The sequence below is a fragment of the Streptomyces sp. NPDC051286 genome, assembly GCF_044455345.1.
Taxonomy (GTDB): Bacteria; Actinomycetota; Actinomycetes; order Streptomycetales; family Streptomycetaceae; genus Streptomyces.
On sequence record NZ_JBITER010000073.1, the window covers coordinates 1 to 19,204 of the forward strand.

19 protein-coding genes and 5 pseudogenes are annotated in these 19,204 nt (G+C 67.0%); 12 read left to right on the forward strand and 12 right to left on the reverse strand.

Features of this window, described 5'->3' with window-relative positions:
* The 3 genes and pseudogenes from ACIBB8_RS35075 to ACIBB8_RS35085 form a co-directional block, all read left to right on the forward strand.
* Positions 1 to 439 (forward strand): RHS repeat-associated core domain-containing protein (locus ACIBB8_RS35075; RefSeq protein WP_398959118.1); only part of this gene is annotated, 439 nt, incomplete at its 5' end.
* Between the two features lie 85 nt (positions 440 to 524).
* Entirely contained in the window at positions 525 to 899 is a 375-nt protein-coding gene (locus tag ACIBB8_RS35080; RefSeq protein ID WP_398959120.1) for a hypothetical protein, read from the forward strand.
* A 404-nt stretch (positions 900 to 1,303) separates the two neighbouring features.
* Positions 1,304 to 1,877 (forward strand): annotated as a pseudogene (locus ACIBB8_RS35085) (IS6 family transposase); the annotation flags it as partial.
* 76 nt (positions 1,878 to 1,953) lie between these two features.
* Here the strand turns inward: ACIBB8_RS35085 and ACIBB8_RS35090 are convergent.
* The 3 genes and pseudogenes from ACIBB8_RS35090 to ACIBB8_RS35100 all read right to left on the reverse strand — a co-directional run.
* Entirely contained in the window at positions 1,954 to 2,673 is a 720-nt protein-coding gene (locus tag ACIBB8_RS35090; RefSeq protein ID WP_398959122.1) for an IS6 family transposase, read from the reverse strand.
* Positions 2,674 to 2,716: 43 nt separating this feature from the next.
* Positions 2,717 to 3,046 carry a DUF6262 family protein gene (locus ACIBB8_RS35095; RefSeq protein WP_398959124.1) on the reverse strand — a complete coding sequence of 110 codons (330 nt, stop codon included), beginning with the start codon at positions 3,044 to 3,046 and terminating at the stop codon, positions 2,717 to 2,719.
* A pseudogene (locus ACIBB8_RS35100) lies at positions 3,043 to 3,546 on the reverse strand (site-specific integrase); the annotation flags it as partial. The gene ACIBB8_RS35095 and the pseudogene ACIBB8_RS35100, both read right to left, overlap by 4 nt.
* A 129-nt stretch (positions 3,547 to 3,675) precedes the next feature.
* Here ACIBB8_RS35100 and ispF point away from each other — a divergent pair.
* Positions 3,676 to 4,206 (forward strand): 2-C-methyl-D-erythritol 2,4-cyclodiphosphate synthase, encoded by a 531-nt coding sequence (gene ispF / locus ACIBB8_RS35105; RefSeq protein ID WP_398959126.1) that lies wholly within the window; start codon positions 3,676 to 3,678, stop codon positions 4,204 to 4,206.
* Here the strand turns inward: ispF and ACIBB8_RS35110 are convergent.
* From ACIBB8_RS35110 to ACIBB8_RS35120, 3 genes are all read right to left on the reverse strand, one after another.
* Positions 4,193 to 5,494 carry a hypothetical protein gene (locus tag ACIBB8_RS35110; protein ID WP_398959128.1) on the reverse strand — a complete coding sequence of 434 codons (1,302 nt, stop codon included), beginning with the start codon at positions 5,492 to 5,494 and terminating at the stop codon, positions 4,193 to 4,195. The genes ispF and ACIBB8_RS35110 overlap by 14 nt on opposite strands.
* A 430-nt stretch (positions 5,495 to 5,924) precedes the next feature.
* Positions 5,925 to 6,467, reverse strand: coding sequence for a hypothetical protein (locus ACIBB8_RS35115; RefSeq protein ID WP_398959130.1), 543 nt, complete (start codon positions 6,465 to 6,467; stop codon positions 5,925 to 5,927).
* A complete protein-coding gene (locus ACIBB8_RS35120) occupies positions 6,464 to 7,621 on the reverse strand; it encodes a tyrosine-type recombinase/integrase (RefSeq protein ID WP_398959132.1) in 1,158 nt (385 codons plus the stop codon). Before ACIBB8_RS35120 ends, ACIBB8_RS35115 begins: the two co-directional genes overlap by 4 nt.
* A gap of 366 nt (positions 7,622 to 7,987) precedes the next feature.
* Here ACIBB8_RS35120 and ACIBB8_RS35125 point away from each other — a divergent pair.
* The 4 genes and pseudogenes from ACIBB8_RS35125 to ACIBB8_RS35140 form a co-directional block, all read left to right on the forward strand.
* A pseudogene (locus ACIBB8_RS35125) lies at positions 7,988 to 8,389 on the forward strand (helicase associated domain-containing protein); the annotation flags it as partial.
* Positions 8,390 to 8,798: 409 nt separating this feature from the next.
* Positions 8,799 to 8,945 carry a helicase associated domain-containing protein gene (locus tag ACIBB8_RS35130; RefSeq protein WP_398959150.1) on the forward strand — a complete coding sequence of 49 codons (147 nt, stop codon included), beginning with the start codon at positions 8,799 to 8,801 and terminating at the stop codon, positions 8,943 to 8,945.
* 255 nt (positions 8,946 to 9,200) lie between these two features.
* Positions 9,201 to 9,332, forward strand: a pseudogene (locus tag ACIBB8_RS35135) (ATP-binding protein); the annotation flags it as partial.
* A 62-nt stretch (positions 9,333 to 9,394) separates the two neighbouring features.
* Positions 9,395 to 10,492 (forward strand): annotated as a pseudogene (locus tag ACIBB8_RS35140) (transposase); the annotation flags it as partial.
* A gap of 5 nt (positions 10,493 to 10,497) precedes the next feature.
* Here the strand turns inward: ACIBB8_RS35140 and ACIBB8_RS35145 are convergent.
* The 3 genes from ACIBB8_RS35145 to ACIBB8_RS35155 form a co-directional block, all read right to left on the reverse strand.
* The gene (locus ACIBB8_RS35145; protein WP_398959134.1) at positions 10,498 to 10,968 is read right to left on the reverse strand and encodes a DUF5959 family protein; all 471 of its coding nucleotides are present in this window, start codon (positions 10,966 to 10,968) and stop codon (positions 10,498 to 10,500) included.
* 242 nt (positions 10,969 to 11,210) lie between these two features.
* Positions 11,211 to 11,501 carry a hypothetical protein gene (locus ACIBB8_RS35150; RefSeq protein WP_398959136.1) on the reverse strand — a complete coding sequence of 97 codons (291 nt, stop codon included), beginning with the start codon at positions 11,499 to 11,501 and terminating at the stop codon, positions 11,211 to 11,213.
* Between the two features lie 216 nt (positions 11,502 to 11,717).
* The gene (locus tag ACIBB8_RS35155) at positions 11,718 to 13,418 is read right to left on the reverse strand and encodes a replication-relaxation family protein (RefSeq protein ID WP_398959138.1); all 1,701 of its coding nucleotides are present in this window, start codon (positions 13,416 to 13,418) and stop codon (positions 11,718 to 11,720) included.
* A 736-nt stretch (positions 13,419 to 14,154) separates the two neighbouring features.
* Here ACIBB8_RS35155 and ACIBB8_RS35160 point away from each other — a divergent pair.
* The 3 genes from ACIBB8_RS35160 to ACIBB8_RS35170 all read left to right on the forward strand — a co-directional run bounded on the left by ACIBB8_RS35160 (position 14,155) and on the right by ACIBB8_RS35170 (position 15,927).
* Complete coding sequence (locus tag ACIBB8_RS35160; RefSeq protein WP_189282502.1) at positions 14,155 to 14,322, forward strand: hypothetical protein; 168 nt, start codon at positions 14,155 to 14,157, stop codon at positions 14,320 to 14,322.
* Positions 14,319 to 14,813, forward strand: coding sequence for a hypothetical protein (locus tag ACIBB8_RS35165; RefSeq protein ID WP_398959140.1), 495 nt, complete (start codon positions 14,319 to 14,321; stop codon positions 14,811 to 14,813). Before ACIBB8_RS35160 ends, ACIBB8_RS35165 begins: the two co-directional genes overlap by 4 nt.
* Before the next feature lie 643 nt (positions 14,814 to 15,456).
* On the forward strand, positions 15,457 to 15,927 hold the full coding sequence (locus ACIBB8_RS35170; RefSeq protein ID WP_398959142.1) for a helicase associated domain-containing protein: 471 nt from the start codon (positions 15,457 to 15,459) through the stop codon (positions 15,925 to 15,927).
* A gap of 51 nt (positions 15,928 to 15,978) precedes the next feature.
* Here the strand turns inward: ACIBB8_RS35170 and ACIBB8_RS35175 are convergent, their stop codons facing one another.
* Positions 15,979 to 16,539: an ATP-binding protein gene (locus tag ACIBB8_RS35175; RefSeq protein WP_398959144.1), complete on the reverse strand. Its 561-nt coding sequence runs from the start codon at positions 16,537 to 16,539 to the stop codon at positions 15,979 to 15,981.
* Positions 16,540 to 16,577: 38 nt separating this feature from the next.
* Here ACIBB8_RS35175 and ACIBB8_RS35180 point away from each other — a divergent pair, with 38 nt between their 5' ends.
* On the forward strand, positions 16,578 to 17,414 hold the full coding sequence (locus ACIBB8_RS35180; RefSeq protein ID WP_398959152.1) for an ISAs1 family transposase: 837 nt from the start codon (positions 16,578 to 16,580) through the stop codon (positions 17,412 to 17,414).
* Positions 17,415 to 18,012: 598 nt separating this feature from the next.
* On the opposite strand, the gene ACIBB8_RS35185 is transcribed toward ACIBB8_RS35180, so the two are convergent.
* Positions 18,013 to 18,558, reverse strand: coding sequence for a hypothetical protein (locus tag ACIBB8_RS35185; protein WP_398959146.1), 546 nt, complete (start codon positions 18,556 to 18,558; stop codon positions 18,013 to 18,015).
* A 319-nt stretch (positions 18,559 to 18,877) separates the two neighbouring features.
* Positions 18,878 to 19,204 (reverse strand): transposase (locus ACIBB8_RS35190; RefSeq protein ID WP_398959148.1); only part of this gene is annotated, 327 nt, incomplete at its 5' end.

The window sequence follows — 19,204 nt, forward strand, 5'->3', positions numbered from 1 at the left end:
CGCCACCGAACAGGTCCCCCAGCCCCACCGGTTCGCCGGAGGCTACCAGGACCCGACCGGGCTGTACCACTTCAACGCCCGCTACTACGACCCGGCCATCGGCCGCTTCACCCAGCCCGACCCGTCCGGCCTGGAGGCTAACCCCTACCTCTACGCCTCCGGCGACCCCACCAACGTGATCGATCCCACTGGCCTGTGGGGGTGGCGTGACGCGCTCGGGGCCGTCGTCGGGGCGACCGTAACCGTCGCCTTCACCGTGGCCGGCCAGCCCTTGGCCGGTGCAGCACTCGGCGGATGCGCAGGCGGAGCCATCGCCAAGGCACTCGGCGGAGGGTCACTGTCTGAAGTAGGCGAGCAATGCCTCATCTGGGGCGGAGCCGCAGCGATCGGTACGGGCGCGCCCATGGCGATCGCCAAGTACGGCAGGTTCATCAACTGACCCCATCCATCTAGGCAGCTGTGGCGGGCGAACCACTTCATCGCCCGCCACAGCACCATCCGGCACGAGGAGGCTGGAAGGTCCCATGGCTAAGTTCCGAAGTCCACTGCTGTGGTGGAAGGCCGCCTCACTTCTCTTCTGCGCAGTTGTTCTCTCGCTCGCAGTCCGCTGGGACTACCCCGAGGTCGCCATTGCAAGTGTCGCTGTTGTGCTGCTCTTCAACGTTGTTGCTCTCGCCAGGCACTTGGTCAAGGCCAGGCAGAACAGCGACGCGCCCACGAGCAGATCTGAGCTCATCACCTTTGACTGGCCACTCGCTATCGCCATGTGCGTACTCATCCTCCCGATGGCCGCACTCTTGGTTGCCTACCAGGACGATCCTCAGTGGAGTGCCATGCTGATCGGCACCACCGTCGGAACCGCATCTCTCGTGACCATGCGCTACACCCAACGCCGCTGAGCGGCGGCCGCCTGATCACGCAGCAGTGCCGTACGCTTCCACCGACAGTCAGAGCGCACCCAGTTCGGCGATACCGTCTACCACGACAGAGCCGTCAGACTGTCCGTGCAGACGAAGGCTGGGGAGGTGCAGGGCTTCTGGGGAAGATCTCAGCTCGCCAGTCAGGAGGTGACGCGCCCTTTGTTTTCGGCGCGGGAGCCTTCACGTACATGGCCGGACTCGAAGGCGCCAAGGACTCATGCTAGCGATACGCGCCCTGTTCCTGGGAGCTGGCCTGTTGCTTCTGACAGCAGCGACAGACGCGACGTTCAACGCGGACGTCAGTCGGTCCCTGCCCGTTGCCATGGCTGTGGGAGGCTCTGTCAGGTTGCCGAAGGGGCGTGGGAGGCTCTTGATGGTGATCGTTGCGGGAGGGGCCGGTCGTGGAGTCCGAGGTGTCGCCGTCGTACAAGGGGTATCGGTTCCCGGCCGAGGTGATCGGTCACGCGGTGTGGCTGTATCACCGTTTCCCACTCTCGTATCGGGAGGTCGAGGAGCTCCTGTTCGAGCGGGGCATCACGGTCTCGTACGAGACGGTCCGTGCCTGGTGCGCGACATCTCGGCCCCGCCTACGCCCGGAACCTGCGTCGCCGCCGGCCCCGCCCGGGCGACAAGTGGCACATGGACGAGGTGTTCATCAAAGTCAACGGGAAGAGGCGGTATCTCTGGCGGGCCGTCGACCAGGACGGCAACGTCCTGGACATTCTGGTGCAGAGCAAGCGTGATGGCCGGGCTGCGAAACGCTTCTTCCGCAAGCTGCTGAAGGATCTTGAGTACGTACCCCGTGTACTCGTCACGGACAAGCTCCGCAGCTACGGCGTCGCCCACCGCGAGGTCATGCCCTCGGTGGAGCACCGCAGCTCGAAGTACTTGAACAACCGTGCAGAGAACAGCCATCAGCCCACGAGGCAGCGCGAGAGGGCTATGAAGAACTTCCGCTGGCGTTGTCACGTTGACGGCGGATGACTGGTCGGTAGAGCTTCGAAGCGTGCTGGGGTGTGGTTCCGGTGCCCGTTCAGGCCGTGGCGGGCTGGCAGATGTTCTCGGTGATGTGGTCCCAGACGGTGAAGCGGATGGTCATCTCGAGGCGGTGTTCGGCGGCGGTGCGGAGATGTCGCCGGGGACGGAAGTGGGGTGAGATGCTGCTGAACGCGGACAGGAACCGTTGGGCGGCGCCGGCGCTGCGGAAGCCCTTCATGGCCCGTTCCCGCTGTCTCGTGGGTTGGTGGGAGTTCTCGGCCCGGTTGTTCAGTCCTTTGTGAGCGCGGTGTTCCACCGAGGGCATCAGCTTCCGGTGGGCGACGCCGTAGGAGCGGAGCTTGTCGGTGACCAGCACCCTCGGTACCCGGCACTGCTTCTTCATCAGCTTGGCCATGAACCGCTTCGCGGCCTTGGCGTCCCGCCTGGACTGCACCAGGACGTCAAGGACGTTGCCGTCCTGGTCGACAGCCCGCCACAGGTATTTCTGCTCACCGTTGATCTTGATGAAGACCTCGTCCAGATGCCATTTGTCACCGGGCCGCGGCCGGCGGCGGCGCAGCCTGTCGGCGTAGGCCTGGCCGAACTTCGCACACCACCGGCGCACCGTCTCATAGGAGACGATCACGCCGCGTTGGAGCATCAGTTCCTCAACCTCGCGGTAGCTGAGCGGGAACCGGAAGTACAGCCACACGCAGTGGGAGATGACTTCGACCGGGTAGCGGTGCCCCTTGTACGACGGCGCCGGGTCCACCACGACGATCCCCCTCCAACATGATCAACCCGAAGATCCAACCATGTCATCCGCCAACGTGACAGCGCCCTTTGATCTCTTCCCTCGCGAGAGCGAGGTCTGTCTGCATCGCGCCAGCGCTGGCTTGGCGCCCCGTCTCCAGTTCATGCCGAGGCACGGCCTTCTGACGCTCGCGGGCTTGTTCGATGCGTTCGCGGATGCCCGTCGCGTAGACAAGCCAGTTGGAGACACCTGCCGCGCGCGCGACGGCGGTGAATGTCACTGGCTCGTGGCGGGACTCCATGTCAGCCACGGTGGCCAGCACTCTGGCGCGCTTGTCGCGGCTGTCTGCTTGTCGGGCCTCGTGCAGCACCTGTGCTGGTGTGCGGGCGGTCACCGGGCGGCCTCGGTTCGGGTGACTACGGACAGGGGAAGCACTGTACGGCCGTCAACAGCCCGCACCTTGCGCAACACGGTGCTGGCTTCCTCGACCCGCTGCCGCTCGTCCGGGGGAAGCTTCTGCAGGCCCTCGCGCATGCTGGTGACCACCTCGCGGAATGCGGTGATCTGGTCGTTGAGGTTGCGGACGACGAAGTCGTCCACGTCCATCGCTTCCGCAGTCTCCTTGTCCGCTTTGAGGGATCGAATGTGATCTTCGAGGGCGGGCAGGTAGGACGGGTCGGGACGGTAGAAGCCGCAGCCCGCACACTGGAACCGGATGGGGCACGCCTTGCCGCCGGCCTTCACGTTGCTGGGCTCTTGGCAGCCCCCGAAGGGCACGGCGACAGAACGGGCCTCGTAGGCGGTGTTGGAGGGCATCGGCGCCAACCGGCCAGTCCGATCGACCACGTGCAGCCGTAGGGTCTGCACCGCTTCGCGTTTCCGCTTCAGCGAGACTAATGGTGACGTCGGGTATTGGAACTGTCCGAATGCCTTGGTCTCGGGCGAGGGAACGGCGGCCGGGGCCCTTTCGGTAGTGTCGGTGTGTCCTGCCGCTGGCTGCTCTCGAAGGAGATCTCCGTTTCGATGACGACGCCGTCTGGTGATGTTCCCCGTGGTCGCTTCCCTCTTCCTCGGATCGGGACTGGGGTGGACATCCATCCGTTTGCGGCGGGTCGGCCGTTGCGTCTTGCCGGGCTGGACTGGCCGGATGAACCTGTGGGTCTGGCTGGCGAGCCAGATGGAGACGTCGTTGTTCATGCCGCGTGCAACGCGCTGCTGACCGCGGCGGATCTCGGCGACTTGGGCACCCATTTCGACACCTCCACCCCGGAGTGGGAGGGTGCCGCTCCGACGGTGCTGCTGGCCGAGACTGCTCGCTTGGTCAGGAACGCCGGGTTCGAGATCGGCAATGTGTCGGTCCAGCTGATCGGAGAGCGGCCGAAGCTGGGCCCTCGCCGGTCGGAAGCCCAGAAGGTTCTCGCGGCCGCTCTCGGTGCCCCGGTGTTCCTTGGTGCTGCCACTCCCGAGGGGCTGGGCTGGATCGGCCGTGGCGACGGCCTGGCGGCCGTCGCCAACGCGCTGATCGTCGAGGTGCCGAGCGTTATCGGCGGCTGACTTCGGCGGCGTAGGTGGCCCAGTCGCCTGCGGAGAGTCGTTGCCAGGCGACGGCGACGTCGGTGTGGATGCCCAGGGTGCGGGCGAGGATCGCGGCGGGGATCTCGGTGGCGAGCTGGAAGAGAGCGGTGCTGCGGGCCTGGTTGGGGCGGATGCCGAGGTTGTTCAGTCGTTGCGTCAGCTGTGTGGTGCTGATCGGCCGTCCGGGCTGGCCGCCGGGGAAGAGCCATGGAGATGGCGCAAGGGCCCCGATGGTCGCGTGGCCCTTGCGGTTCGCGGCGACCGTGCGGGCCAGTGCGGCGACGGGCTCGGGCAACTGGACAGGTGCATCGCCAAGGTGGAGACGTACCTCCTGGGCGCCGGCCTCGATGTCCTCGGTGGTCAACCGGTGGATCGCCGACGGCCCTTGGGCATAGAGGAGGAGAAGCAGCCCGGCGAGGCGGTCTTCGGGTTTGAGGGTGTCGTCGTGCAGGAGCCGCCGTGCGGTGTTCCAGCGGTGTTCGTCGTCGAGTGGCTGAGTGGGGCCGTTCCAGCGGACGGCGGGGACGTGGACGGTGGTGAGCTTGTTGGTGCGGGCCCAGCGGATGAAGTGCCCGGCCGTCTGGCGGTAGGTGGCGGAGTCGTCGGTGAGCCACCGGTCGAGGTCGGCCTGCCGACAGGTCTCCAGGGTGAGGTCGTGGGCCGTCAGCCAGTTCAGGAAGGCGACAGCCGCGTGGGTGCGTTGACGTGCGGAGATGAACTGCTGCGGGGTAAGCGGGCGGCCGTTGTTGCGTCGGCGAAGCCGCCGGACCAGGTGCCAGATCGTGTACCGGTGCAGGACTTTGCGTTGTTCGGGGTCTTGGTGGGATGCGAGGAGACCGGTGAGGAACCGTTCGAGGCGGACCATGTACTCGTCCCGCTCGGGCAGGGCACCGACACCGACGAGGACTTGGCGGAGGTGGGCGAGGGTCGGGCTGTCGGGCAGCTCGTCGAGTGCCTCGTGGGTCAGGGCTCGCCGGCCGGCCGCGAGGTCGGACAGGACCGGGGAGACGGACGGCTTGTTCAGCCATCGCCTGGCGGTGATGGGGTGCTCGGTGGTGGCTATGTTGTGCCGGAGGGCCTCGAGGCCGGGGTGGAGGGCATCGGACGAAGAGCCCAGCAGCTCGTTGAGGCGCCGGTTGATGAGACAGCGAGCGCACTGGCCGGGGTGCGGGTAGTCGGGGTCGGTGCAGGTGGGACAGGTGTGCCAGACCTCGGGTGCGGTGCAGTCCGCGCAAAGGGGCTCGTCGAGGGTGCCGGAGGCGATCAATGCGACGCCTCCGCAGGCCGAGCACGAGGCTGAGCGGCGCTGACAGTCCGGGCACCACGGTCGGCCCGTGGTCCGAGAGGTGCCGCAGGACTTCTCCTCGCCGCAGATACTGCACGTCACGAGGGGGAGGGAAGAGCAGCTCGAGCAGAGCGGACCGTCCGGCGTGCGGGTGCTCACGACCTTTCGTCTGCCGCAGTTGATGCAGGTCTCCAGGTTCGCCGGGTCGTTGACCAGGCAGTTCGGACACAGCGGTCGGCCGTGGTCGTCGCGGGTGGCTGGCTCGCGGCGGGCTCCGCAGCCCGAGCACTCCTCGATGCGAGAGTGGGCGATACAAGTGCGGCAGACCCGCTGTCCGTCCAGGGGCTTGTCGATGCGTACGACTCTGTGGCAGCCGGGACAGGACGGCCGGACTATCCCGGCGACGTCGGCCTCACAGGCCCCGGCCATACAGGCCCGGCAGCGGGCAGGCGGGTGCCGGACAGGCAGGGGTATCGGTGTAGGGGGTTGTGGTGTCCTCCCACCGGCCGGAGAGCTTGCGGCTGGTGTGGGCTTTCCACTGGGTGTAGTGCGTGACGCACAACTGCCTGCAGTGGCGTGGGCGGACACAGCGCTGCCCGCCCCTGCTGAAGCCGCATTGCTCCGGCACCCCGCCGAAGGGCACTCGGTCGCGTTCGGGCACGAAGGTGCGGGCGAACTCGTCTGCGGGCTGGGGCGACCTCTTCTGTTGCTCCCTGCAGAAGGGGCAGAAGATCCCTGCCGGTGAGACCACCGTGTCGCACACGCTCGTCCGGCACAGCGACACCGAGCTTCGAGGCTCATGGACGCTGCCGGTGAACAGCCAGCAGTCCGGCCGCCACTCGGTGGACCGCCAGGCAGGATCCAGACGGGCCCTCAGCCACGGCCCCCAGTCGGAGTCCGGCGAGTCGGCGGCGCACGGTGCGGGTACCAGTGCGGTCACAGACGGGATACTCACGGGCGTTCCTTCAGGGAGTCGACGTGCTCGACTGCTGCACGTGCTTCGGCGTCGCCGACATGGCGGTAGTGCTCCATCGACAGCGGTGAGGCGTGGCCCAGCAGCCGCTGCACCACATCCCGGTCCACTCCGTCGCGCAGCCAGCGAGTGGCCGCCGAGTGGCGCAGCATGTGCGGGCGGCACGCATGCCCCGCGCCGCGGGCCAGACGGTCGAACATCTCCTTGGTATTCGGGTACGACATGGCACCGCCCAACGGCGGGCGGAAGAGATTCACGAAGACCATCTCCGACTCCGCGGCCTCGGCCACCCGGTCCCGCTCGTACTGGTAGTCCGTGTAGAGCGCGACCAGGTCGGCGGTGACCGGCACGTTGCGGGAGAAGCGGGACTTCGCCAGAGCACGGTTGAGGTTGTCGGTACGACGGCGGACATGCACGTGCGGGCCCTCGATCCCGCAGCCCACCGCGCGCGACGAGGCCAGCAGGTGCATATCGCCACGGTGCAGGCCAAGCGCCTCACCGATCCGCAGACCCCTACAGGCCAGCAGCGCGATCAGGAAACAGTCCCGCGCCCTCGGGGCGATGGCGATCACGCGGCGGATCTGCTCGTCGCCGAGGTCCTCATAGCCCGGCTCAGCGATCCGGAACCGGAACGCGGCCGCCTGTATCTCGCGCCGTTGGCCGAACTCGCCTGTGTCGTAGCCGGGTGGAGTGAAGCGCAGCATCTTCGGCTCCGACAGCAAGGCGGTCGTCGTGGCCGGCACCCAGCCGTGCGTAGCGCCGAAGCGGAGGAACTCCGCGACCACCGTCATCACCGCGTTCGCCGTTCCCCGCGACCGGTACCGCACAGGCCCCGGCCGGGCCTCACTCGTGCGTGACGGGAGAGGCGTCTCGACAAGCCACTGCTGCAGCCCGGCAAGCCCCAGGAAGCCCGGCGTCCTCCAGTCCAGTCGCCGCATCAGGCAGTAGTTCAGGTACAGGGCGACCCGTCCGGCGTAGACCCGCTCGGTGTTCGGCGAACACCCCCGCACCCGCAGCGAAGCAAGGTACGTCACCGCCTCGTCATGCAGGCGGTAGGTCCGGGAATCGACCACCACCCACCGGGTTATGCCGGTTGCCGGAGAGACAGCCCGCTCCCCCACGTAGATCCGTTCCACGTACCGAACGTAACCACCACTCCCCCACCCTCACCCCGAGATTGCCTCGCAATCATTCCCGCAGGTGACAGCCCAAACAAACATCCCTCACACCCGAACCACCCCTAGATAAAAGCGCTGCGGGCGCACGATGCCCGGGTCGTGGAGCAGCTCGCCGAGCCGCAGGCACCCAGCCGCTCCCCCAAGGGCCACAAGGCTGGGGAGGGAAACCAGGAGCCGGGCGAGGGATGGCAGAACGTGAGCAGCGCGGCCAGAGGGCTGCTCAGGTTCTCAACGCCCCGCGACCCGGCGACCCTCGCAGCGTTCATCAACCTGCGCGTCCTCAACCCCGAACACGCCCACTGGCGACGCGGTGTGGAGGCCGCCGTGATCTACGCCCGCGAACACAGCGACCTGCGCGTCCCGTTCACCTACCGCGCACCAGCCGTTGGCGACCAAGAGGCGGAAACCGAGGGGCGGCCGGCCTCGCTCGCTTCCTTCCCGCTGGGGCAGTGGATTGCCGACGCCCGCCGCTTCCACGCCCGCGGCAACATGGACGACGACCGCGTCGCACAGCTGGAGAAGTTGGGCATGATCTGGTCCCACTACGACGTCGCCTGGGAAGAAGGCCTCACCGCCGCGCGCGGATGGGCTACCGAACACGGGCACCTCCTGGCCCCGCTCGACGCCGCTCACCAGGGCTACAAAGTGGGGATCTGGCTGAAGAACGCGAGGGCCGCCGCCCGGAAGGCTGCCGAGATCGAACAGCGGCGTGCCGAAGGGCTGCCGGTTCAGTCGTCCGCCGGGGCACTGTCGGACGAGCGGCGCGAACAGCTGGAGGACATCGACGCATCCTGGTGCCCCGCCTGGCCGGTCACGTGGCAACGGTGCTTCCACCTGGTCCGGATGCACCTGGACGCCGGTGAGGCGCTGCCCACCACAGCGGGCGACATCCTGCGCCAAGGCGAAGACCTCGGGCGGTGGGTCCGCGCGCAGCGCCTCGGGTGGGACAAACTCACCACGGTGCAGCAGTGGATGTGCGAACAGGTCCTCGGCATCACACCCGCCGGCGAGGACGAGAAGCCGAAGCCGCGTACGAGCCAGGTGGAGAAGTGGGCGATGCATCTCGCCGCGGCCCGACAGTTCTTCGAGCGCGAGGGACACCTTCGCGTACCCCGCAAGCACATCGAAACAAACCGTGGGCGGGGACGGCGACGAGGACCAGGAACCGCGGGACCTCCGGCTGAAGCTCGGTGCGTGGGTCAGCAACCAACGCACCCGCGCCGCAACACTCACCCCGGAACGGGTCGAGCAGCTGTCCCACATCGGAATGCGGTGGGCGTAGGGCGGCGTCGGCACGGCGGCCGTCGCGCTCGAGGTCGGCTATCTGCTCGGGCATCTGCGCCCGTGGCAGCATCTGGGTGCGATGTGCCGCCTTCGTGACAGTAAGCCAGCTGGGGATGTACCGCTCCATGACAGCCGCGAGGTCGCAAAGTACCACCGCCGTGTCAGTGGAAAGCCCCAGCCGCAGGCCGACGCCCAGCAGGAACACGGTCCTTCCAGTCGACTGTGACTGCCACACTCTCACTGACTCAAAACCGGCACATCGCACCTGGCCACCGCCATCCTCGACCGCCTCCTCCACCACTGCGACGCCATCTCCATCAACGGCCCCAGCTACCGGCTCAAGAACCGCCTCGCAGCCCTCGAGGAAGCCTCCCGCGTCGCCTGACGGTCAACCAGGTGGACACGTGAGCCCGTACCTACCTGGACACGTGACACTGAACCTCGACAGCTGAGTACGGCGACACCAAGGAGACACCGATCCCGGTCGCGATCGAGACCTCCCGCGGGTTGCTGGTCGCGGTGCTGCGGACCGGCAGGCGGCAGGTATTCGCGATCAACCCGTTGGCCGCCGCCCGCTACCGCGATCCGCACGCCGTCTCCCGCAAGAAGTCCGACCCCGGCGATGCCCTGGTCCTGGCGAACATCCTGCGCACGGACATGCACGCCCACCGATCCCTGCCGGACGACAGCGATCTGGCCCGCGCCATCGCCGTCCTCGCCCGCGCTCAGCAGGACGCGGTCTGGAACCGGCAGCAGATCGCCAACCAGCTTCGCTCCCTGCTGCGCGAGTACTACCCCGCTGCCCTGGAAGCCTTCGCCAAGTGGACCAACGGCCTGTGCCGCCCTGAAGCCCGTGAGCTGCTCAAGCTCGCCCCCACGCCGCTCCAGGCCGCCCGGCTGACTCGTGCTCAGATCACCGCGGCCCTCAAACGGGCTGGCCGCAAGCGCGGCATCGAGCCGGAAGCCGAGCGGCTGCGCGAAGCGTTCCGTGCGGAGTGGGCCCACCAGCCCGACCTGGTCGAGGAAGCGCTCGGCAAGCAGATGCTGGCCCTGCTCGGCCAGATCACGGCCGCCTGCACCGCGGCTGACGACCTCGTCCAGGCAGTGGAGGATGCTTTCCCCCAGCACCCGGACGCCGAGATCATCCTCAGCTTCCCCGGCCTCGGCACCCAGCTCGGCGCCCGGGTGCTGGCCGAGATCGGCGACGACCGCACGCGCTTCGCCGACGCCCGCGGCCTCAAGGCCTACGCCGGCGCATCACCCGTCACGCGAGCCTCCGGCAAGAAGTCCAGCATCACCCGCCGGTGGGTGAAGAACGACCGGCTCAACCACGCAGGCTACCTGTGGGCCTTCGCCGCCCTGACCGCCTCACCCGGAGCTATGTCCCACTACCGACGCCGTCGCGACGACGCCGGCGACTGGCACGCCGCGGCCCAGCGCAACCTCTTCAACCGCATGCTCGGCCAGCTCTACCACTGCCTCAAGAACCGTCGGCTGTTCGACGAAGGGCAGGCATTCCCCACCCAGCTCACCGCGGCCGCGTGAGGGACTCAGCGCTTCCGATCAGGACTCCACTCGTAGGCGCCCGGGGCCGTCTTGACGACTTCGCTGGGCCAGACCAGCCGCGCCCGCTCCAGGTGCTCACGGTGTTCGTGGACCCAGTCCTTCTCGGGGCGGACCCCGATCATGGTGGTGAGGCGCTCCGGATCGTCGACCGTGATCGTGAGCCAACCGTTCTCGTGCATGTGAATCTGGAGGGTCAGCCCACTGTCTCCGCCGAGGCTCGCCTCGCGCCCCGGCGCGATGTTGGCCAGCTCCTGCTGCCACCCGTCCAGGTCGCTCTGGAAGAGGAAGAAATCCAGCCGAGCGTCGACGAAGCTTGCGGAGACGAACACGTCTGCGCGCAGGATGTCGTGGCCTGTCAGGATGCCGGGCTGGAAGCGCCCGGTGACCCGAACGATGCAGCGATTTCCGTCCGCATCGGCGAGGTGGATCAGGTCCACCGGGACTGGCTCGGTCATCTCGTCGCTCGCTCTCATCGGCAGGGTTGCATCGCATCCTCTCCTAGCACCGGACCAGCGATGCCGCCTACCCCGGGCCAGAACGAAGCCACGCATCCTGTTCGACGAAAACCGCCCAGACCCCTGTGCCAACTTGACGCCTTAGCCCCGTGAGGTGTCTACCGCCTCGCCACCACCCGAGCCCGCGCCGAACAACAGCTGGCCACGAGCTGACCTGGGTGCACGAGGCTTCGTGAGCATCCTCAGTGCTCACGGATCCTTGACCACCACCAGCCGCCCACCGTGAAGGCGTTCACCGGCCCTGGGTTCGGCAGAGTGCGACGCTCGAACTCATCGTCGATACGAGCAACCAGCCGGCCGAGATCGCGCTGGGCACCGCGAGGGAGGTGAAGCATGACCGCTTCCAGATCATCGCGGGCATACTCCACCTCCAGTCCGGGCTGCCAGACCTGGGATGCGTTCAGATAGCGGCCGGGTTGCCTGAACGCCCACTCGAAACGGGCGATAGCGTCAGCAACTGCACCAGGCCACATCCGCTCATCCTCGACGCGGCGGACAGCTGCACGAGTCTTCGCGGAAACGCCCCGGATCCGCCGAACCTCAACGTGTCTGCGAGGCCGCCACCGCTCATCCCGGACGGCCTTCGGGCGCCTACGCGGCATCGCCCTTTCTGATCAACATGCCGTCATCCTGCCACGAACGAGGCTGGCTCCGCACGCACGATCGAGGTCCCCGCCACTCGGGTGCTCTTACTTCTCACCAACATTCACGTGCTCTTCGGTCACGGCGTGATGCCGAAACCCACCGACAAGTGCTCTCGCTTGAAACCTACGCAGCCAGCCGGCCTTCTGCTCGGGCACGGCCTGGCCCTGCTCTTCATGCCTGGGCTCGTCCGACCAGGCTTGCTGAAGGTCGGTGACGAACCGCCGGTCGCAGTCCCCGCACAGGGTCGGGTTGGGCTCCGGGGAAACGCCCCAGCCGACGCGCTCGGTCGCCTTCCACCGTTCGTCGGTGAACGTGGCACCGCACTCGGTGCAGACGGGACGGTGAGGCAAGCGCTGGAAGCTCTGCTGCTCTGCCCCACGACGCACCAGCTCCTGGTGCTCCTGCTTGGCAGCAGCTTGGCGTTCGGTGGCGAGGGCCCTTTGCTTGCAGTCGTCGCACAGGTGCGGGTGGGAGTCCTTCGGGGCTCCCCAGTCGATCACCTGGGCCACCGCCCACCGTTCGTCGATGAACCTGCCCCCGCAGCCGGTGCAGACGGGACGGCGGGCCTCACGCTCGGCTGCCTGCTTCGCCGCTTGCTCCTGGGCCGCCCGCCGCACCTGTGCCTGGTACTCCTGTGCCTGGTACTCCTCCTGGTGGGCCTTGGCCTCCTCCCGGGCACGGGCGTCGGCCGCCTCGCGGCGGGGGTTGCCGATCGCTTCCCGCAGGGGCTGCATGTGGTCACGGCCGAAGCGGAGGAACACCGGCCCGTCCGGACCGTACTTGCGCAGGTTCTTCAGGCCGGTCGCGATGATCGGGATCTTCCCGTCGTAGACGTGGAAGCCCTTCTGCCGCTGCCCCTGCCACAGGTGCCGGGTGAGGTCCATCAGGCGCGCGACAGTGCGATCGGGGTTGCGCTCACCGATCCGGTTGAACACCAGCAGCACGGGCGGGTGCGTCCTGTTGCCGGACCACGTGTCCGGAGCGCTCCAGCGGGTGCGCCACATCGGGCGCTCCTTGCCGTCGGTGTCCTTCACCTTCCGCCGGAAGAACCGGGCGTACTTCTCCAGCTTGTCGGCGAGCTCCTCAGCGATCTCGTGGCAGTTGTCGACCTCGATGAACAGCAGCGGCACCTGGTCCTGCGGCGCGGTGAGAACCAGGTCTGCCTGGGCGCCGCCCTTGCCGGGCGCGTTCCACGTGCCGGTGGCGGGCAGCGGGACCTCGGTCCAGTGCGAGGCGATGGTGCCGATGCCGTCCGATGCGTCGACGGCGGCCTGCGCGGCGGCCTGGACGTGCGGCGGGTCGTCGGCGAGCTTGGCCATGTTCGGCTTCGGGCGCAGCATCGCGATCACGGTCTCGTTGACGGCCGTCGGGTGGGAGGCGCCGCTGGAGCCCGCGCCGCGTGCGGTGGAGCCCATCTCCGTCACCGGGCGCCGCAGCTCGTAGGAGGCGGCCTCAAGGCCCTTGGTGGTCAGGTTCCGCAGAGAGTCCCCTGTCTCGGTGGAGCCGCCGTTCTCGGACAGGCCGTGCTTGCGCATGTCGGAGAGTGCGCCGTTGTGCGAGGCGGTGCGGGCCTGCTTCTGCTTCGACGGGGTCTCCTTGTCGGCGTGCCGGAAGCTCAGGTGCGGAGCGCCGATCCGCTGGATCTGATCAGTGGTGGCGACCTTCAGGACTCCGAGCACGCGCAGGACATCGCCGCGGTAGCCGTTCGTCGACCCCGCCGGGTTGTTCTTCCTCTTGCCCGCCATCAGCTCTGCTCCCTCGTTGCTCGCGACCGGCCGCTGGCCGACCGCCGCCGCTGCTGCTGGCCGTGCCCGGCCTGGGAGGGCGTCCGGGCCCCCCGGAACCCGATGCTCTCCTCCAATACGGACATCAGGAGGAGAGAAGAGGGTTGTGACGGCGCAGTTTTCGCGCCGATTCCCGGCGTGACCAGGGTTTTTCCCCGACCCTGGGTGCCGGGCACCAAAGGGGGTTCCTAAGTGCCCTTCGAAGTGGGCACCCAAGGGGCCCACTTCGGCTTGCCCGCCAGGGGCCGGCCTTCCGGTGTGATCGGCCCGAGCGGTGCCGCTGCCCGGCCCTCGGGTGGGTGGTCGTCATCGTCTCGTCTCCTTCGCTGCCCCGGTCAGGGCGGTCGTTTCGAAGGAGCAGTGTGAAGGGGCACCCCTTGTCCGCGGTCTGACGATGGCCGCTAGCGAGGCAGGTCAAGGAGAAACGCGGTGTGCGCGGCCGGGCGGCGCACCCGGACAAGGGGTCGGCTGCCGGGGCCAGCCTTCGGGTCGTCAGCTGGACAAGGGGGCCGGGTTTGGCCCTGGCAGCCCGGTTCTGTGACTGGGCGCCATAGTTGGCCGGTGAGCGTTCTACGTGGCCAGTCTGAGCGTTCGCGGCCGACGAGCGCTTGGCGTGGCGTGATCGCAGTATCCGAGCCGTCGTCTCGGATATCGACGGGATATCCGATGTGATCACCCTCGCCGCTACAGTGCCGCCATGACGACCGCACCTCACCGCAGGTTCTCGGCCCGCATCAACCGAGCCGAAGCCGAGTTCGACGGACCGTTTGAGGGCGTGCCCCCGCAGAGCCCCGATGCCCCGAAGCTCGCGCTCCGGGCAGATGCCTGGGCAGCGCACATCGGCGGTGTGCAGGCAGCACGTTGAGCGAAGAACCCGTCTTCATCCGGAGCAAGTTGGGAACCAGCCGGTACGTCTACAACCACCGCAACCCGGTTGGTCTCGCACTCATCATCCTCACGCCGCTTGTCGCGCTCGGCGTGCTGTTCGGTATGCAGGCCGAGTCGACGTGGAGTGAGGGCGAACTCCGCGACGCCGTCCGCAAGGGCGTCCAAGATCTAGGCGGCAAACAGCACTACACAAGCCTGGAGGGCAACCACGGCTTCCTGATCGCGGAGGCGATCCGGGAGAGCGGCATCGGGCCAGGGCACGGCGTCGACACGCGTGAAGAGGAGGGCGGAGGCTACACGGTCAGCACTGAGGACACCGAGACGGAGTACTGCGTCCGCATCACGCTGATCCTGGACGAGCAGCCCCCCGTAGTCTTCCCGGGGGCCGAGGACCGGCCGCCCCCCGACCCGGGGATGCTCGCGTTCTACCTCTCCCACGCGACCTTCAGCAAGGGCTCTTGCCACTGACCTGGTGATCCTTCTGAAGCCCCTGCCGCGGGCGATGGCGCGCAAACCGTCGATGTAGCCGCCGGCCCCCGTGACGCCGCCGACATCACCGCCCTCGTACGCTGCCGCGTCATTCGGCCAGAATCTCGGGCAGGTGTCAGCGGCCCTTCCAGCGGGGCGTTCAGGCCCTCGCGCAGTACGTCGCCCGCGAGGGCCTCTACCGCATCCCCAGGACCACCCAGAACCGTCATCCAAGCACCCGTCAACTCTGCGACGCGCGCGAGAAGGCCGCCCAGCAGATCGCCAACGCGTGCGCGGGCAACTGCACCGGATGGCGATGGTTGCTGTCAGTCGTACGCCGATTCCGGTCAGTTGGGGGCTGAAGGGCTGGGATACCTGGGCCATCACAGCGCTAACCAGCGACAACACATCTCACGCTGTACCAACCGGCAACCAAATGACCCGCATCATCACCAAAAACGTCAGCACCAAATCGGCACCCCTGACAGCAGCCGAATCACCCACGACAACCCACTGAACTGCACAGAGCCCGCTACCTACCCACTGACATCACAACGCCGAACCACCACCGACAAAAACCTGCGCATCATCACGGCGCGAACAGCTAGAGGAGATCGATGCGTCCTGGTGCCCGGCGTGGCCGGTGACGTGGCAGCGGTGCTTCCACCTGGTCCGGCTGCACCTGGACGATGGTGGGACGCTTCCCACCGAGGCGGGCGACATCGTGCGCCAGGGCGAAGATCTCGGACGGTGGGTGACGTCGGTGAGGCTCGGCTGGGACCAGCTCACCGGCGTGCAGCAATGGATGTGCGAACACGTCCTCGGCATCACACCCGCCGGCGAAGACGAGAAACCGAAACCACGCACCAGCCAGGCCGACAAGTGGGCAATGCACCTCACCGCCGCCCAGCAATTCTTCGAGCGCGAAGGACACCTGAAGGTCCCCCGCAAGCACATCGAGACCATCGTGAACAGGAACGGCGGCAAGGACCAGGAACAGCGGGACGTACAGCTGAAGCTCGGCTCCTGGATCAGCAACCAACGGAGCCGGGCCGCGACGCTCACCCCCGAGCGGATCGAGCAGCTGTCCAAGGTCGGGATGCGGTGGACGTGATGGCGTACGGATGAACGGCCGGGCCTATCTGGTGGGGCTGGGCGAAATGGGTCAGGAGCCTGTGCCGAGTCGGCTGAAGGCCCAGCGCAGCACGTCCTGGTCGACGCGGGCGTGTCCTGTGCGGTCAAGGGCGGTCTGGGTGTGGGCGGTGAGCCTGGCCCAGTTGCGGAAGTTGCCGTGGGCGGCGTGCTGGTCGGCGAAGGCGATGTTGCCGGGGTCTGCGTCTGCCCAAAGAGGGTGGTAGAGCGGGATGACGTCCAGGACCTCGTCGGGGGTGAGGCGAGTGAAGCGCTGCCAGATGAAGATGCGAGAGGACAGCATGGGTTCTTTGCGCAGTGTGGCGTGGCAGCCTTCGCCGCCGACGAAGACGACGGCGAGCTGGGTGAAGGGGTCGTCCCAGAGGTAGCGGATGCACTCCAGCAGGTCTCCGCTCAGCCATTGGGCCTCGTCCAGGACGAGGGTGCGCGGGTGGGTGGCGAGCGTGTCTTTGAGGAGGTGGTCGAACTCGGTGGCGTAGCGCGGGGGCTGGCCCGGCAGTTCGAGTGCGGTGAACAGTTCGTGGCGTACCGCGCGAGTGGTGGGGCGGGCGTGGGTCTCTGCCTGCGGAAACAACAGTTCGACGACTGCTGGCCCGGATCGACGGCGACACGCTGGACCTGGCGGTCGGCCGCTGGCTCGCCGACCGCCGCAACCGAGCCGAGGGCCGGCTGCGCGGCCTGGCGGTCGACGGCAAGAGCCTGCGCGGAGCGGCCAGGGCCAACGGCCGCAGGATCCACCTGCTCGCAGCCCTGGACCACACCACCGGCCTGGTCCTGGCCCAGCTGGACGTGCAGGAGAAGACGAACGAAATCACCTGCTTCCAGCCGCTGTTGCAGACCGTGGCCGACCTGGCCGGGGTGGTCGTCACCAGCGACGCCATGCACACCCAGCGCGAGCACGCCGACTACATTCTCGGTCGCGAAGCCCACTACATCGTGATCGTCAAGGGCAACCAGAAGAAGCTCCGCAAGCAGCTCAAATCCCTTCCGTGGACAGAGATCCCGCTGCAGGGCCGGGTGAGGGGCACCGGCCACGGACGTTCGGAGATCCGACGGATCAAGGTGGCCACGGTCAACGGCCTGCTCTTCCCCGGAGCCCGGCAAGCCGTCCAGGTCAAGCGCCGCCGCACCGACCGCAAGACCGGCAAGACCACCATCAGGACCGTCTACGCCGTCACCAGCCTCACCGCCGAGCACGCCGACCCCGCCCAGCTTGCGACCCTGATCCGTGACCACTGGCAGATCGAGGCCCTGCACCACGTCCGAGACACCACGTTCGCCGAAGACGCCTCGCAGCTGCGAACCGGCAACGCGCCCCGCGCGATGGCCACCTGGCGCAACCTCGCCATAGGCGCCCTGCGGCTGGCCGGCGCGACCAACATCGCCGCCGCTCTGCAACACAACGCCCGCAACGCGGACCGCCCGCTCGCCCTGCTCGGGCTCAAGTGATCACGAAACGGACGCCCGCCGACTACGCCGAAGCCCTGGCCCCGAGTCGACCGCACAACCTCAGCCCCGGGTGAATCTCACATCGCTGATGCACGTCAGATCCGGGTCGTCTGTGATGCACAAGGAATCCCCGCCATCCACGACCCTCAGACTGACTCCACATCCTCCCTGCGGGGCACCCGAGAAAGTGAGTCCGATAGAACTTCCGTGATCCGCCTCTCTGGACATGAGAGCAGTGTCGCCTTCTGTCGCGAAGAACCCCCAGACTCCATGCGCGTCACCTTGTGGGCACTGGTCAAATATTTCAGACTGGATTTTAAATCTGATCATTTCAAATGATCGATCTGCGTGAAATGAGAGACTACCGCCACCTGGCTCCTTCCAAGTCCCCACTGCCTGGGCAGCCGAAACGTCGGCCACCCTTTCGGAACCCCCACAGCCAGCGGCCAAGGAAAGAAGAGCTCCTACACTTACACTCCGAAGGATTCGCCCTCGACTCGACGTCATTCCCATTTTGACTCCATCTGCATCTAATCTGATCCGCCGACTATGGCTCGGGCCGAGGGTATGCGCACCCCCGACCCGAGCCACGCTAGACCTATTCGACCCAGCAGCCGCAACGATTCAGCGGCAACCGCTCTTCCCAAGAGAAGTCTTCACGCACCGCAGCACCGAAGGTCTTTTCGAACATGGGGTTCCAGGTACGCGGAATCAGGTGAGTGGCCGAATTCCAGTCCGACAGATTCGTTGCCGTGAACCGCATCCGCACCGTCCCGTTGTTTCTGTTGATCGCCTTGATCTGCGCCGTTCCCGTATAGGAGCCAAGGAAGGCATCGGCATAATTCTTGGTGCCCGATTTACCGTTTGTCACGACACCCAGCACATCATTAACGACACCCCTGGGCGTATTCAGACGCCACCAAGGACTTCCAGGCTCGGGCCCGCGGTCCTTGTAAAAAAACGGTACAGCCTCCTTTGCTGCTGGCGCATTCATGCCCTGATTCAGCGCCTGGCCGAGCAAGTTCCTCCGCACATCGCCGATAGTCTTATCGCGCGCCAGCTCATGCGTGAAGGCATCTCCCCCGCGAAATTTCTGCTTGGGGCCCAGTGGATATCCGCCGCCCCAGATCCAGGCAATGAACATAGAAAGCGAGGTCTCCCAGGGGTTATCTGAATCCTCCGGGATTATACCAAAGGAGTTCTGTATTGCATTCGTGACAAACTCTTGAATATTTCCATGATTCTCAAGAGGGGGTATCCAGGTCTGCGGAATCGCACACCTCGCCTCGTTGTTTCACGGCGTTGGCCGGTTGATCTCGCGTCCGTGATGTCGCGTTGATCCCTGGCCGGGGACGGTTCCGGTCAGGGGTGCGCATCGGCTGTCGTGCCGGATGACGCCGGTTTCCACGGCCCGGAGACTGCCGGGGTCCTCCTCTCGGTACTCGTCGGAGTTGTCCAGCTGGTCAGGTGGGGCGGGGCAGGGCGAGGATCCGCTGGAAGGCGGTGGTGATCGCCTTGGCCCAGGGCCAGGTGTCGGGGAGCTTCAGACGGCGTTTGCGCTGGCCGCGTGTGAGGCGGGCGGGGACGTGGAGGATGCGGTAGCGCAACGTCTTGGGGGTGGCCTTGGCGTTCTCGCCGTCCAGGGCGAGGAGTTGGAACCAGCAGCGGAGATCGGCGGCGAGGGCGGTGGCGGTTAGCCAGACATCCGATGCGGTTGATCTGTCAAGCTGCTGCGGGGCGTTGCTGCTGGGCGAGGTCGGGAAAGGCGACGTTTTCGTCGTAGAGCACGT

Bases quoted from the DNA above. Each gene is read 5' to 3' on its own strand.
- ACIBB8_RS35080 (WP_398959120.1), top strand. From the start codon at position 525: ATGGCTAAGTTCCGAAGTCCACTGCTGTGGTGGAAGGCCGCCTCACTT.
- ispF (WP_398959126.1), top strand. From the start codon at position 3,676: ATGACGACGCCGTCTGGTGATGTTCCCCGTGGTCGCTTCCCTCTTCCT.
- ACIBB8_RS35145 (WP_398959134.1), bottom strand. From the start codon at position 10,968: ATGACCGAGCCAGTCCCGGTGGACCTGATCCACCTCGCCGATGCGGAC.
- ACIBB8_RS35150 (WP_398959136.1), bottom strand. From the start codon at position 11,501: ATGTGGCCTGGTGCAGTTGCTGACGCTATCGCCCGTTTCGAGTGGGCG.
- ACIBB8_RS35155 (WP_398959138.1), bottom strand. From the start codon at position 13,418: ATGGCGGGCAAGAGGAAGAACAACCCGGCGGGGTCGACGAACGGCTAC.
- ACIBB8_RS35160 (WP_189282502.1), top strand. From the start codon at position 14,155: ATGACGACCGCACCTCACCGCAGGTTCTCGGCCCGCATCAACCGAGCC.
- ACIBB8_RS35185 (WP_398959146.1), bottom strand. From the start codon at position 18,558: ATGTTCATTGCCTGGATCTGGGGCGGCGGATATCCACTGGGCCCCAAG.